Below are 14,680 nucleotides of genomic sequence, written 5' to 3' on the forward strand. Positions count from 1 at the left end.
TTAATGGGCCAATCCCGCGTTCCGCTACCTGGAAAGGGCATGGACCACTAGCAGCCAGTCGGATTTTGGGGATTGGTCCGGAACTTTTAGAAGCATTGGGAGTCTTGAATGTCCGTGGCGAGTGAGGTGGTAGAGTGCACCAGGTTTTTCACGATCTGAAAACGCGGCCCATGTTGGAACTTCAAGGTGGGTTGTGAGCCGTTTCACCGTTCGGGCACCACTTCTGGCCTAGCATCAGCCCGACTCTTGCAGCGAATATTGCGTCCTATGCCCCCCCTTCGATCTTTTCTCCTGCTCGTCGTTTTCGGCTTCGGGTTCGCTGCCGCCGAATCCGTTGAGGAGACCCAGCGCGGTTTGGTTGCTCCAGCGAGTGAGGCGGCAGTTGAAGCTGCTCAGCCCGATTCCAGCCGGGCTGAGCAGCAGGCAAGACTGGCAGAATTAACGCCGAGCGAAATCACTCCCTCAATGGTGGAGCAGGCAGAGCTCGATATCGAATCGGCCCGGGTTCAGCTGGAAGGTGCCAGCCTCGATCTGCAGGTATCACAGAAACGCGCCGAAGAGCTGGTTGAGGCCATCGATAAACTGGAGCAGAAGCTTCAGGAGTCCCAAGGCGCTTCCCTGGCCAAAGAAAACCCGTCTCCCGACTCAAAGACCCAAGAGCTTGAACGGGAGCTGGAGAAAAATCGTCAGCTGCTGCAGCAGGAACGGGAACGCACGGCCTCTGGAGAAGCCACGCTAGAAACCGCTCAGCAAGAGCTGGAGATGGCCAAGGAGTGGTCCACCGGCCTCAAAAAGCTAAGTCGGCAGGCCCGCGAGGAGAGTCAACAGACCGTCCTGGAAGCGCTCAAGATGCGCTTCGAACGTGAACAGCAGCAGTGGCAAGGCCGTGCCGCGGACTGGCGGGAAAAGCTGCAGAACAGGGCCGATGCGACACCTGTTGAACAAAAGCAACTGTGGCGTAGTCGGCTTTACGAGGCAGAAGAGCGAGCACGGCTGGCCGGACAGGAGATCCGCATCGCCCAGTTCGAGGACCGCATCGCCAGTTTCGAGTCGGATCTGCTAACCCGGGAAATGTCGGCCAAACAACTCGAGTCTGTCCTCGAGCAAATCACGACCATTGGCACCGAATTGGAAGCGGGCCGTGCCCTTCTCGATAAGCGTCTGAAAGTGCTCAGGCAGCAGCATGAGCTAGCCAGTAAACGGGACATCAAATCCGAAGAGACGCAGATCTATCGGGAACTGGAGCAGGCACTCAATGCGCAATCAGCCAAAATGAACGAGCTGACCACGCGTGCCATCCCGCTACCCGACAAAGTCGAAAAGCAACTCGGCCAGATTCTGCACCGGGGCCTCACTGCTCGACGCCCGCTTCCGGCCAACAGAGCCGAATGGCAGCAGCTTGCACACGACCTCGTATTACTTCCATCGCTATTGGCCAAAGCCTTTACCAGTGACCTGCAAACCCTGGTCCGGGGTGCCTTCGGACTGACAGCCGACCGTTGGCTACTCGTTGCGCTGGGGCTTGCCTTCTGGCTGACTTTCGTGGCCCGTACACGACGGATGCTGGTTACGCGCAATATGCCAGATGGGGGCTGGGGTGCATTGCTACAGATCCCCCTGCTACTGCTGGAGCGTAGCGCCCGTCCGCTCGCCGTTACCGGTACGGCGGCGCTCCTGTTCTGGACTTTCCTGCCACCGAAGGCTTCGGCTTTACCGCTGATTGCACTTCTGGTGTGTGCATTTTCGGTTCACCTCCTTCTGAACCTGTGCCGGACGCTGCTGATGCCTCCAGGCGAGGGACAGAAGCCGCGACTCTATCGCCAGCTGAAGTGGACAACCCTGGGCGTTGGCTCTCTCGGCGTCGTAGTTGCCACCGTTCATGCCCTGTCGTTGGCGTCCTCGCTGGTGAACTTCGTAGACCGCATTTTCATGCTTTCGCTGCTGATGTTCGCGGTGCCGATGTTCGAAGTGCGGCGACTCAGTCTGGCTTACCTCGATGCCCGGTTAGGCGAGCGCTATTGGGCCCGCATGATACGGCTTTTGAGTCTGCTGGCCCCCGCCTCGGTGCTGGCTGCCGCCTCGGTGGGCGTTGCCGGTTATGTCAATCTGGCCTGGGCGATCGGAGGCCTGCTGGCTACCGTGCTCGTCATCCTTGCCGTCTGGCTGGTCGCCGCCCGCCTCCTGCGCGAAACCAGCGACAGCTTGAAGAACTATGTCAATCTGCATACCGCGCACGGGATGCTGCTGGCAAAGGGGGTGATCGAGCCGGTTCACTCACTGCTCAAGATCATTGCCTTCATCGCGCTTTGGGCGCTGCCTTTTCGAATCTACGGCATCGGCCCGGAGACGCCGGTGGTATCAGCCCTCTGGCGCTACCTGCAAGTGCCACTGTTTTCGATTGGGGGCAATACAGTCACGCTGTTCGGGTTGGTGCTTGCACTGGCCGCCGTTCTGGCGGTGGTGCGAACAGGCGGTTGGTTGCGCCTGGTCACCTATCGCTGGGCACTCTCCGGCATTAGCGATCAGGGCATTCGGCACAGCCTTTCCGTATTCAGCCAGTACAGCTTTGTTCTCGCCGGTGTCCTGATTACCCTGCAGCTTATCGGGATCGACCTCACTTCGGTCGCTATTTTCGCGGGGGCACTCGGTGTTGGTATCGGTTTCGGTCTGCAGAATATCGCCAACAATTTCATAAGCGGCATTCTGCTACTGGTGGAGCGTCCCTTGCGGACCCACGACATCGTCCGGGTGGGCGAGCACGAGGGCGAGGTGACCCACATCGGCATGCGTTCATTGACCGTCAAAACCTGGGATCACCAGGAGGTCATCATGCCCAATGCCGATGTCATCTCGAACTCCTTCACCAACTGGACGCACAATGACAACATCGTCCGCACGGTTGTCGAGGTGGGCATCGCCTATGACGAAAATCCGCGCCGGGCGGCACAGGTCATCGAGACGGTACTGCATGACCATGACGGTGTACTCGACGAACCCCCTCCTCAAGTCTGGATGAAGCAATTCGCTGCATCGGCGGTACTGTTCCATGTACAGTACTTTATCGACTTGAAGTATCAAGGCCGTCTGGAGACACGCTCCGAAATCCTCATGGCGATCTGGGACGGCTTCCGTAACGCGGGTATCCGCATTCCCTACCCGCAGCTCGACATCCATATGGACCGAGCGCCGCCACCGGCCGAGAACCCGGGACGATCGGAGCCTCCGATACAAAATTCCGCGACCATTCGCCAGGTCAGGCCTTCCTGATGACTCACTCCCCCAGTTTGGCCTCCAGCCGTCGGCAGCGATGCTCCCGTTCGACGGAGGGGGGCAGGCTACGGGCGAAGGCCAGCGCCTTTTCCCAGTCACGCCTTTGGTGCTCGTAGTACTTGGCGAGTCTCTCCACGGCTTCACCGCACCCGTCGCCGGCCAGCCGCTCCCAGATCGCATGGGCCCGCTCCCAGTCCCGGCGGCCGCGATGCAGACGCGCCAACTCCAGCAGCCCGGTCTCTTCCAGCTCCTGCTCCGCCTCCTGCAGCAGCGCATAGGCCTTCGGCTCATCTCCGGTCTTGAGGGCGATACGCGCAATCGCCAGGACGTCGGCACCCCGCAAACCGGGTGCACGGTGAACATCGGCCAGGGCGGGTAGCAGCGCCGCCAGAGAGACGATATCCCAATGGTTGTGTATCGCGATACCCGGCAGCCGGGAGGCATCGCCCCGATGCAGATAGGCGAACCAGGCCGCCGGGGCTTCCGAGCCGGGCAGATCATCGATACGGGAGAAACCCAGCAGTTCTTTTTCGGTGGTCGCCAACCTGCAGTCGGACCACCGCTTCCCGTAGGCGCGACGGACAGGGTGCAGCAGATCGACATGTCGCAATCCATGGAAGACGTCTGCGATCCCCGATAACCGCGCCCGAGCGGCCAGCAGCGGCTGATCGAAGCTCTTGCCGTTGAAGCTCACCAGCGCCCGCGGGCTCTCGAACCAGCCAGCGGCATCCTCGAGCATGGTCCGCTCCGCCGCGAAGGAGGTAATCAGGTACTGGCGCACCACCAGCGCCTCGCCCAGCAGGCGGCCCAGCCCCAGCATGAATACCGCCGTTCCGGTGCCTCCGGAGAGGCCTGTGGTCTCCGTATCGAAGAACACCGCATCGCGGGCATCAAGCCCATCCGCTTCGGGCAGCGCCCGGTGGTCCTCCAGTACCCGCGCCAGGGGAATGTCTCCGTGAGCGCCCGAAAGCGGCAGACATCTTTCGATGCGGATCAGCCCCTCGCCAATCACCTCGCCTCCGACCGCCTCGGCCACCACCTCGACCGGCGTGGGCGATTTTCGCGTCGAGGGCATATTTCCGCCCGTTCGCAACCGCAACACCCGATCGGCAAACTGCGGTGCCGTCGGCGCTTCGGGCGCGTCCTGGCCCGTCTCTCTTTTGAGGGTTTTGAGCCGGTCTTTCAGTGCCATTGTTTAAAGGCCTAACCGCAAAGGCGCCAAGGCGCGAAGAAATGAAGTTTCTATTTAGGTCACCCCTCTCCCTGTCCCTCTCCCGGAGGGAGAGGAGACCCTTCGTTTTTCATTCTGCTGCACACCGACCGGCGGAGAACATCAAACACTGTCTCCCCGGCAGGATTCGCGGTTTTGCCCCCTCTCCCCCGGGAGAGGGCCGGGAGAGGGGGATCAAAGAGGAGCCGTTCTTTTTCCGCGCTCGTTGCGGTCACCCGTCACCCGTCCCGAACAGATCGAGTACCTTCAGCGCCGCTGTTTTTGGTGAATAGCCGCGTACCTCATCCGAGGCGAGGATGGGGCCGACACAGGCGGGGCAGCCGTACAGGCAGTCGCAGGCATGGACCATCTCGCGTGCCTTGGCCACCACTTCCGCCCGGCGATCGTAGAGCGGCGCGGAGAGCCCGACGCCCCCGGGATAGTTGTCGTAGAGGAACAGCGCCGGACGGAAGCGGCCGCCGGTCTGTTCAGGGGCATCGGATGAGAGCTCTCCCCCTTCGAAACTACGGATCTGCCCGCGACCGTTGGCGCCCACGGTAGCGAACCATTTGGCGTCGCCGTCACCGACGGCACGTCCCAGATCGTGGGGCTCGGACATGGTGGCGAGGGCGGCTACGTGGTGCATGGCATAGGCGGCCCCCAGAAAACCGTCCAGGGCCTGCTGACGATTTTCGAAAGCGGCCTCCAGCACAGTCGGGTGCACCTGCCACCACACCGCGGTGGTGTGCATCTCCTGGTCGGGCAGATTGATGTTGCCGTAGCCGATATTCTCGTGGGTGTAGTAGCGGATCTTCTTGTAACCGGAGATGCGCCGCACCAGATGCACCTCACCGCGGGCCGTTTCCGCCCGTTCACCGGTGCTGTGTTCGAAATTCTCCAGGATCTTCAACTTGGTGTAATCGATAGCATCGGTGTAGTAGTCGGCGCGGGTCTTGCGGACGAAGGCCTTGCGTCCCTCCCAGTCCAGCTTCTCCACCTGATAGGGCGAGGCCTGCACCAGGTAGATGGCGCCCTCGTAGATCGTCATCGGCGCCGACGCGTAATCCACCTCGGCGACGATGATCTGCCCGCCTTCGCTGATGTCGATCACCACGAAATTGCCCTCCGCCACCGAACGCAGGGAGACGGCATTGGCGGGGTAGCTGTCGGCACTCCAGTGCCAGGTGTCCCCTTCCGGATGGACAATGCCCTCCTCCTGCAGGTATTCCAGCATCTCCAGCAGGTTTTCTCCGCCGAAGCGTTCACCCTCCCTGAACGGCAGTTCGAAGGCGGCACAGCGAACGTGGTCCAGCAATATCAGCAGCTGATCCGGATCGATACGGGCGTGCTCGGGCGAGGCGCCGAGGAAGAACTCCGGGTTGCGCACGATGTACTGGTCCAGCGGCTGGCTGGTCGCAATCAGCACGCCCAGAGCGGTGCGGCGACGGCGCCCCGCCCGGCCCAGACGCTGCCAGGTGCCGGCGATAGTCCCCGGATAACCGTTCAGCACGCAGACGTCGAGGGAGCCGATGTCCACCCCCAGCTCCAGGGCCGAGGTGGCAATCACGCAGTCGATACTGCCCGAGCGCAGCTTCTTTTCGGTGGCGCGCCGTTCGGTGGGCAGATAACCCCCGCGGTAGGCGGAGATCCGCGGCGGCTTGCGTGGATCCTTGTCGAACACATCCTTCAGGTATTTGGTCAATACCTCCACCATCAACCGGGTCTGGGCGAAGATGATGGTCTTCATTCCCGCCCGCACCGCGGTACGGGCGATGCGGGTGGCCTGGGAGCGGGCGGAGGCGCGAATACCGAGATCGGCGTTGATCACCGGCGGGTTCCACAGCAGCAGGTGCTTCTCGCCGCTGGGCGCCCCGCTCTCGGTAATGGCGTGGACCTCTTCACCGAGGAGCTGGGCGGCCAATTCCCCCGGATTGGCAATGGTGGCCGAACAGAGCACGAAGCGCGGATCGGAACCGTAAAAACGGCAGATGCGGCGCAGCCGCCGGATGACGTTGGCCACATGGGAGCCGAACACGCCGCGATAGGTGTGCATCTCGTCGATGACCACATAGCGCAGGTTCTCGAAAAACTGCGCCCATTTCGTATGGTGCGGCAGGATCCCCTGGTGGAGCATGTCGGGATTGGAGACCACGATATCGCCCCGGGTACGCACCGCCTTGCGGGCGTCACCGGGGGTATCGCCATCGAAGGTGTAGGCGCGCACGCCCAGTTCGCCGGCCTGGTTCAGCTCCAGGATCTCCGCCACCTGGTCCTGGGAGAGCGCCTTGGTGGGAAAGAGATAGAGCGCCTTGGCCTCCCCAGTCAGTGCGGCCTGGAGTACCGGCAGGTTGTAGCAGAGGGTCTTGCCGGAGGCTGTTGGAGTGACGATAACGGTGTGCTGCCCTGCTCGTATGGCATCCCACGCCTCACGCTGATGGGCGTACAGCTGCGTGATGCCCCGCTCTGCCAGGGCATTTTTCAGTCGGGTATCCAGCGCATCGGGCACCGGGGCGTAGCGCCCGGCACGCGCCGGGACAATCAATTCACCGGTAATCCGGCCCTTGTGCTTGGCACGCAGCCGCTCGGAGAGGCGCTGGACGGAGTCGACCGTCTGTTTTTTGGAGCCGACTTGCCCGGCGGGGGTGCTCATGGCGTTTGTTCTCTTGCTCGCGGGGGTGTTCCTCGAGGCATGATAAAAGAAGCGCCACCGCACGAACAAACGCTGTTAACAGATTCATCGGAGACACCTGCCCTGCCCTGTGGGGGATTTCTGCAGATGGAATACCCGTCCCGCTGAGTTGTCCGTTAACTTTATCTATGTTTCAGTGACACAAATATAGATAGAGGTCACATCATGCGCACTGCACTACTGTTGGTGATTTTTTCCGTCTCATTCACCGCATCGGCCTCACCCTCCATCACCGGCGGGCTCTGGGGCAATTACCGCTATATCACCGACTCGGATTTCACCTCGGCACCCTTCAACGAGTAACTGGACCGGGAGACCGTCGGCGATGTCGCCGATGAGGCGTTGTTCCTGTACCTGGACGACCAACAGGAGGGAAGCCCATGGTCACTCTCCGCTGAAATGCGCTTTGGTCCGGGAAGTTTCACCGACCCGGGCAATAATTCAACCGGTGATACGTTTGGCCTGCACAAGGCCTGGGTCGGCTACAGCATCAGCGACACCCGCGACCTCAAGCTGGGCAAGAGTCAGGTCCCATTCGGCTGGAAGACGGTCAATTTCTGGCCCGGCGACCTTCTGCTCGGCGGCTACGGCGATCAGATGGATGTGGGCGTGAAGTACAGTGAGACTGGTAAAAACACCCGCTATCAGCTGGCCTATTACCATGCCGACGACTGGGGCGAGACCAGCACCGACACCATGGATGACAACGGGCACTGGGGCTCGTCGGAAAGCTATAGGAAGGTCCATACCGTGGTTGGCAATATCGACTACCGGGTCGCCGCTGACCAATGGATGGGGGTGTCCCTGCAGGCTGGCGAACTGCAGGATCTGCGATTTATCGACACTGTTCCGGCCGAGGCGGAAATCAGCGGTGATCACAGCGCCTGGAACCTCCACTATGAGGGCCGTTTCGATGAGTTTTTGCTCAAGGCGCAGTGGCTGGATATTCGACGCGACATCCCGGGCGAGACCTCGGAGATCAAGAACCAGCGCGCCGCCATCGAACTCGGCTTCGATGCCACCGAACGCTGGTTCACCTATCTCGACGCGAGTTGGGCCGACACCGACACGGCCGGGAACGACAGTGATGCCGTAACGGCGTTCGCCCCGGGCGCCCGCTATCATTATGGACCGGGCTGGATCTATCTCGAGTACCTCACCAGCAACGGCGATATCGGTCCTGATGGTGACATTTACGAGGCCGATTTTTCCGCCATCTATGCGTCGATCGATTACTACTTCTGACGGATGCTCCCGGGCGGAAGTGTGTCCTGGGAGCCTGTCCGATAGAGACCGAAGAAAAAGCCCCGGCCAAATTCGTCATGCAACCGAAAAGGAGCCGACAGCATGTTCAACAAAATCATGGTACCAGTGGATCTGGCGCACCTGGATGCGCTTGAGAAGTCACTCACCGTCGCCGCCGATATGGCTCGACACTACGACGCCGCGCTCTGTTATGTGGGCGTGACCACATCCCAGCCCAGCGCGGTGGCACGGACGCCGGAAGAGTACAAGACCAAACTCACGGCGTTCGCCCGCGAGCACGCCCCCGACAACGGGCATTCCGCCGCGGCCGCGGTCTACAACAGCCACGATCCGGTGGCCGACCTTGACGACATTCTGATACGGGCCATCAAGGATGTGAAAGCGGACCTGGTCGTGATGGGTACTCACCTGCCCCACCATATCGATGCCATCATGCCGGCCAATGGCAGCAAGGTCGCGGCACACAGTGACGTATCCGTCTTCCTGGTACGCCCGTAAGGCGCTGTAGAACAGACATAACGGAGAAAAGCCTCGTGGAGAGCAGACCCGACAACGATACCGAAAATCTCGAACCATCCGTTGGCATTCCGGCCCCCGAAGGAGCGGCAAACCTGATCGATACCGACTACCAGATCGGCCAGGATAACTACAGCACCAGTAGATTCGGCATCCATGTCGATATCCACGGCGCCGTCTTTGCCTTCTCCTCGCTGGTGATTCTGGCCTTCGTCATCCTTACCCTGGCGCTACCCGAACAGGCCGGGCCGGTGTTCGAGAGCATGAAAGACTGAATTACCGGCCATCTCGCCTGGTTCTTCCTCCTGGCGGGGAATATCTTCGTCCTGGTCTGCCTGGGCCTGATCTTCTCACCTCTCGGCAGGGTGCGGATCGGCGGTGCCAGTGCTGCGCCGGATTTCTCCTATCTCTCCTGGTTCGCGATGCTGTTTGCCGCGGGCATGGGCGTTGGCCTGATGTTCTACGGCGTTTCGGAGCCACTGACCCACTACGCCACCTCGCTGGCCGGCACGACAAGCGACGGTGGCCTGCGCACCGACTGGGCGCCATTGGGTGCCGCCGCGGGTGATCCGGAGGCAGCCATGCGCCTCGGCATGGCGGCGACCATCTTCCACTGGGGCCTGCACCCCTGGGCGATCTACGCCGTCGTTGCGCTCGCCCTGGCGATCTTCTCCTACAACAAGGGTTTGCCCCTGACCGTACGCTCCATCTTCTATCCGATTCTGGGTGAGCGCATCTGGGGCTGGCCGGGCCATATCATCGATATCCTTGCGGTGTTTGCCACGCTGTTCGGCCTGGCGACCTCGCTCGGGATCGGGGCACAGCAGGCGGCCGCAGGGCTCAGTTATCTGTTCGGCATCCCCACCGGCAACACCACCCTGGTACTGCTGATCACGGGCATTACCGCTGTTGCGCTGGTCTCGATCATTGCCGGTGTCGACAAGGGGGTTAAACGCCTGTCTGAAATCAACATGGCGCTGGCCTTTCTGCTGTTGATGTTCGTATTCCTTGTCGGCCCCACGCTGCTGATCGCCACCGGCTTTGTACAGAATATCGGCGCCTACGTGCTCGAACTGCCGTTCCTGTCGAACCCTTTCGGACGCGGGGATGCAAACTTCAGCCAGGGCTGGACGACCTTCTACTGGGCCTGGTGGATAAGCTGGTCGCCGTTCGTGGGCATGTTCATCGCCCGAGTCAGCCGTGGACGCTCCGTGCGCGAATTCCTGATCGCCGTACTGCTGATCCCCTCGGCCGTATCGGTATTCTGGATGACCACCTTCGGCACCACCGCCATTGAGCAGGTAATGAGCGGCTTCGAGGGAGCGCAGAATGCCGACCTGGAGTTGCAACTGTTCCAAGTGCTGGGACAAATGCCCCTGACCGCCATTACCTCCTTCATCGGCATCGTGCTGGTGATCGTGTTCTTCGTTACCTCCTCGGACTCCGGCTCGCTGGTTATCGACACCATCACTGCGGGCGGCAAGATTGATGCGCCCAAGCCCCAGCGCATGTTTTGGGGGGTTATCGAAGGCGGGACCGCCATCGCCCTGCTGATCGGCGGCGGGCTCAGCGCCCTGCAGGCGATGGCGGTCTCCACCGGATTGCCATTCACTCTCGTGCTTCTGGTGGGATGTTACGCCATCATCAAGGGGCTGATGGACGAGCCGCGGCCCGCCAACAGAATGTAGGATGAATCAAGAAACGCCGATGAATGATGGGGTTCGCAGGCTCACCCCATCCTACGATGATCGGGCGTAGGTCAACAGGTGCAGCGTTTCCTGCCCGGGCTTTCTAGCCGATTCCAGACTGCGGTGTCAGAGCCACAGCTCGCCAATGGGGGTGTCGGGGGCCTGCTGCTCAAACCAGGTGGCCCAGTCCGGCGCCTCCCGGGATTCGGATTTTTTCATCGACATCACTTCAGCGAATCGGCATCGGGTAGCGATAACGCAGGAATTTCTGCGCATTGCTCAATACCTGAAAGGCCTCCTTGAGATTGTGCCGCTCACTGTCCGATACGTTTTCCGGTTCGATATTGTTGTCTGGTGAATGATCGGTTCGCAGGTCATGCGCCTGATGCTTGATCCGCACCATGGCGATAAACTCGAGCGCGTAGCGCAGTTTGTCCGCCTGACCGGCCGGTAATATCCGGGCCCGTTCGATGTCATCCAGCCGATCAAAGGAGTTCTGAGACCTTGAGCCTATTGCCAGGGCATGGACCCGAATCACATCCACCATCGGTGCCGTTCCGCGGCGCTTGAGGTCAATCGAGTTTCTCTGCCGGCCATCCTTTTCCATCACAAAAGTGCGAAAGAAGCCCAGCGGCGGCGTGCGACCCAGGGCGTTGCGCGCCAAAGCGGCCAGGAAGCGCGGGCTCTCGCTCGCCCGAATCGCCATCAGGTCCTGCAGCTTCTCGGCGAAACGCTCATCACCATAAACCGCATCGAGATCAAAAAAGATCGAGCTGTGCAGCAGACGCTCGGGATCGGGCCGGGAAATCCACTCTTCGAAATAGCATTTCCAAACCGACAACGGCTGACGCCACTTCGCGTTCGTTGCCATGATGCCCCCGGTACAATAGGGATAGCCACAGGCATTCAATCCATCGCTGACCCGTTTCGCCAGTTCGAAAAAATAGCCGTCATGCTCCCCGGGATTGAATCGATCATCGAGGATGAGGGCATTGTCCTGATCGGTAACCACCGTCTGCTCATCACGCGCCATTGAGCCGTTGGCCATCAGGCAGTAGGGGATTGGAGCCGGTCCGAGTTCCTCCTCGGCCAGTTCGATCAAACGACGGATCAGGCTGCGACCCACCGTGGACATGGCACTGCCGATCATCCGTGAATTGGCGCCTTCGTCCACCAGGCGAACGAACGCGGCCCGTACATCGGGTATAAGACGCGCCAGCCCCTTGACGCTGGGTTGATGGAAAATGTTGCTCACCAGGTAGAGGCTGCTCTGCGTCTCGTAGCGGACAATATCCGACAGGTGCACCACACCGACCGGGCGGCGACGATGCAGGACCGGCAGGTGGTGCACGTTATTACGCAGCATCGCCAGCATCGCCTCGTAGATCGTCTCGTCCGACTGGACCGTCACCAGCCGGTCATGCTTGATTTGTGCCAGCGCTATCCGGGGCGAGCTCCCCTCTGCCAATACATGCACGCGAAGGTCATGATCGGTCAGTATGCCGGTCATCCGCCATGACGATGAATCGCCGAATTCCTGAAAAGTTTCCTCGTCCTCCCCCTCCGCGGGGGTCAGCAGCAATACCGAAGAGACATGGTGCTCGGTCATGCGCCTCCGCCTCCTCCACGGTGGCCGATTCCTCGATGGTGACCGGCAGGCGACTGAGCAGGGTACGTACACGGGTGACCATCAGGTCATTTTCGCGTGCGCTCTGCTCGACCGTCGCCTTGAGCCGCGAACCGAACAGCTCGACAAAATCGGAGAAATTCTCATCCTCGGCACAGAGGCGGTCAAACACTGTGTCCGGAATCAGGTAGATGAGCGTATCCTCGATTGCCCAGGCCGGAAAACGGACCCGCCCATTGCGTAGCAGTCCAAAGTGGCCAAAGATATCCCCCTCCCCGAGCCGGTCGTAGAGCTCCCCGTTATGTCGATAGACCTCCACCGCACCACTTCGAACGTAATGCAGTGCGTGGATCGGTTCACCGAACTCGAGGATGGCAGAACCGGCGCGGAAATAGGCGATCTCCACCGAGCCTGCCACCATCTCCAGCAACTCTTCGCTTAGCCGATCAAAGGGCGGGAAACGGCCCAGGTGTCCGCCGATTTCTCGTACTTCCGCTTCCATAAAGAACCTGACCTCACATGTCGCGACTTTCCACAGGAGTTGCCCGGCTAAACAGTTCGAAAGCGAAACGTAGCAGGCTCATTGGCCAACAGGAAGGGGCAACCCTTGGCCGCTATTCCTCTTGATGAACATCCCACCCCTGCATTGCGAGCCGTACCCCCTGCTGCGCAGGCCCGAATCAATGAAGAACTGGAGGCTTACGTTACTTGCCCTCAGTTCACAAGGAATCAATGGTATAGTTCGAGCTCTTCAGAAGCGCTGAACGAAGGGTCCCTTCTCCCTCAGGGAGAAGGACAGGATGAGAGGAAAGAAAACGGCCAAGGCCTATCGGATCACCCCCTCCCTGGCCCCTCCCCCACAGGGAGGGAATGGCATCGTCGCCGCATGGAAAAGGGAGAAGTTTCTTCAGGAGGAGCCCCGGCGACGCGGCAATCTCGGGGTTGGGAGTAGAGATTACTTCGTCGCTCAGGCTCCTCGTAATGACAGCGGGGGCAAGTTCATCAGAAAGTGCGCCGGCGACGAATTGATCTCTACCCAATCCGAGATTGCCCTCGCTGTTATTACGAGCACCACCGAGAACACAGGAGAATCATTGCTCCGTGCCCTCTGTGGTTTTACCTGGCAGCGGCACGAGTTGCTAACCTCTGGGAAGACCCTATGGAAATCCCCATGGACCTTGCTCATAAAGTCGCCTTTTTGCGTCGGCCCGAAACCTATCCTGCTACTGTGGAACGGGTCGAGGCGATAGAGACCCACATGTCGTGGGTCTTTATTGCCGGGAACGATGTCTACAAACTCAAGAAACCGGTCCGCTACAGCTATCTCGACTTTCGCACTCTGGACGCCCGCCACCAGGACTGCTTAGAAGAGGTACGACTCAACCGCCGCCTGGCTGATGGGGTCTATCTTGGAACGCTTCCCATTACGGCCGACAGTGGAGGTGAAATCTCCATCGATGGCAAGGGTCGTATCGTCGACTGGGTGGTGCATATGCGGCGACTGCCCCGCGAGAGAATGCTGGACCGGCGTATCCGAAGCGGAGATTTGGATGCAAATGAGCTCCGTCCCGCTGCCGATCGGCTGGCCCACTTCTACCGGCAATTGTCCCCGGTCGAGATCACCCCCGAGGAATACCGCCGCCGTTTCGCCGACGACATCGACGAAAACCGACGGGAGCTGACCGATCCGGATTTTGCGCTGCCCGCGACACCGGTGGAGATGGTTTGCGATGCACACGAACAATTCCGGCAACAAAATGCAACCGAACTGGACCGGCGCGTCGCCGACGGGCGTATCATCGAGGGCCATGGTGATCTGCGTCCTCAACACGTCTGTCTCACCGATCCGCCGGTGGTCATCGACTGCCTGGAATTCAATCGCGGTTTCCGGATCCTGGACGCCGTGGATGAGCTCGCCTATCTGGCGGTCGAGTGCGAACGCCTGGGCGCCGCCTGGGCTGGAGTGGAGCTACTGAACATCTACTCTGCGACCACGGGCGATCAGCCTGCCCCCAAGCTGATCCATTTCTATTCCAGCTTCCGGGCCACCCTGCGGGCGAAAATCGCTATATGGCATAACCGCGACGACAGTGTCAGTGATCCGGACAAATGGGTACAGCGAGCGAAGCAGTACCTCGCCCTCGCCGAACATCACGCGAAGCGTTTCTGAAGAAGCCGAGGCAGGGGGCTCGCGCCCCAAAACAATTTCGTAATGACCATCGCGCCGGCGGCGGCCCTCCTACCAGAAAGAGCAGAAGCACATCCCCGGTGGAGGCGCGCCCTCGCGGCGATTGGCATCACGGAGTATCGCGCCGGGGGCGGCCCTCCTACCAGAAAGAGCGGAGGCACATCCCCGGTAGGAGGCGCGCCCTCGCGGCGATTGGCATCACGGAGTATCGCGCCGGGGGCGGCCC

The 14,680-nt window shown here is 60.7% G+C and carries 7 protein-coding genes and 2 pseudogenes; 6 read left to right on the forward strand and 3 right to left on the reverse strand.

What is annotated here, in order from left to right; translation table 11 throughout:
- Positions 1-267: 267 nt before the first annotated feature.
- Positions 268-3,267 (forward strand): mechanosensitive ion channel domain-containing protein, encoded by a 3,000-nt coding sequence (locus Q7L05_RS10875; protein ID WP_303906106.1) that lies wholly within the window; start codon positions 268-270, stop codon positions 3,265-3,267.
- A 4-nt stretch (positions 3,268-3,271) separates the two neighbouring features.
- On the opposite strand, the gene Q7L05_RS10880 is transcribed toward Q7L05_RS10875, so the two are convergent.
- Both Q7L05_RS10880 and Q7L05_RS10885 read right to left on the reverse strand, forming a co-directional pair.
- Positions 3,272-4,462 carry a ribonuclease H-like domain-containing protein gene (locus Q7L05_RS10880; protein ID WP_303906110.1) on the reverse strand — a complete coding sequence of 397 codons (1,191 nt, stop codon included), beginning with the start codon at positions 4,460-4,462 and terminating at the stop codon, positions 3,272-3,274.
- A gap of 250 nt (positions 4,463-4,712) precedes the next feature.
- A complete protein-coding gene (locus Q7L05_RS10885; RefSeq protein WP_303906113.1) occupies positions 4,713-7,130 on the reverse strand; it encodes a DEAD/DEAH box helicase in 2,418 nt (805 codons plus the stop codon).
- Between the two features lie 204 nt (positions 7,131-7,334).
- Here Q7L05_RS10885 and Q7L05_RS10890 point away from each other — a divergent pair, with 204 nt between their 5' ends.
- From Q7L05_RS10890 to Q7L05_RS10905, 4 genes and pseudogenes are all read left to right on the forward strand, one after another.
- Positions 7,335-7,472: a hypothetical protein gene (locus Q7L05_RS10890; protein WP_303906116.1), complete on the forward strand. Its 138-nt coding sequence runs from the start codon at positions 7,335-7,337 to the stop codon at positions 7,470-7,472.
- 39 nt (positions 7,473-7,511) lie between these two features.
- Positions 7,512-8,414, forward strand: coding sequence for a hypothetical protein (locus Q7L05_RS10895; protein WP_303906119.1), 903 nt, complete (start codon positions 7,512-7,514; stop codon positions 8,412-8,414).
- Between the two features lie 102 nt (positions 8,415-8,516).
- The gene (locus tag Q7L05_RS10900) at positions 8,517-8,933 is read left to right on the forward strand and encodes a universal stress protein (protein WP_303906121.1); all 417 of its coding nucleotides are present in this window, start codon (positions 8,517-8,519) and stop codon (positions 8,931-8,933) included.
- 35 nt (positions 8,934-8,968) lie between these two features.
- Positions 8,969-10,639: pseudogene (locus Q7L05_RS10905) on the forward strand (BCCT family transporter).
- Positions 10,640-10,868: 229 nt separating this feature from the next.
- Here Q7L05_RS10905 and Q7L05_RS10910 read toward each other — a convergent pair.
- Positions 10,869-12,768 (reverse strand): annotated as a pseudogene (locus Q7L05_RS10910) (DUF294 nucleotidyltransferase-like domain-containing protein).
- A 669-nt stretch (positions 12,769-13,437) separates the two neighbouring features.
- On the opposite strand from Q7L05_RS10910, the gene Q7L05_RS10915 reads away from it, so the two are divergent.
- On the forward strand, positions 13,438-14,436 hold the full coding sequence (locus Q7L05_RS10915; protein WP_303906123.1) for a hypothetical protein: 999 nt from the start codon (positions 13,438-13,440) through the stop codon (positions 14,434-14,436).
- The last annotated feature ends 244 nt before the right edge of the window (positions 14,437-14,680 follow it).

It is taken from the genome of Thiohalomonas denitrificans, assembly GCF_016841685.1.
GTDB lineage: Bacteria > Pseudomonadota > Gammaproteobacteria > Thiohalomonadales > Thiohalomonadaceae > Thiohalomonas > Thiohalomonas denitrificans_A.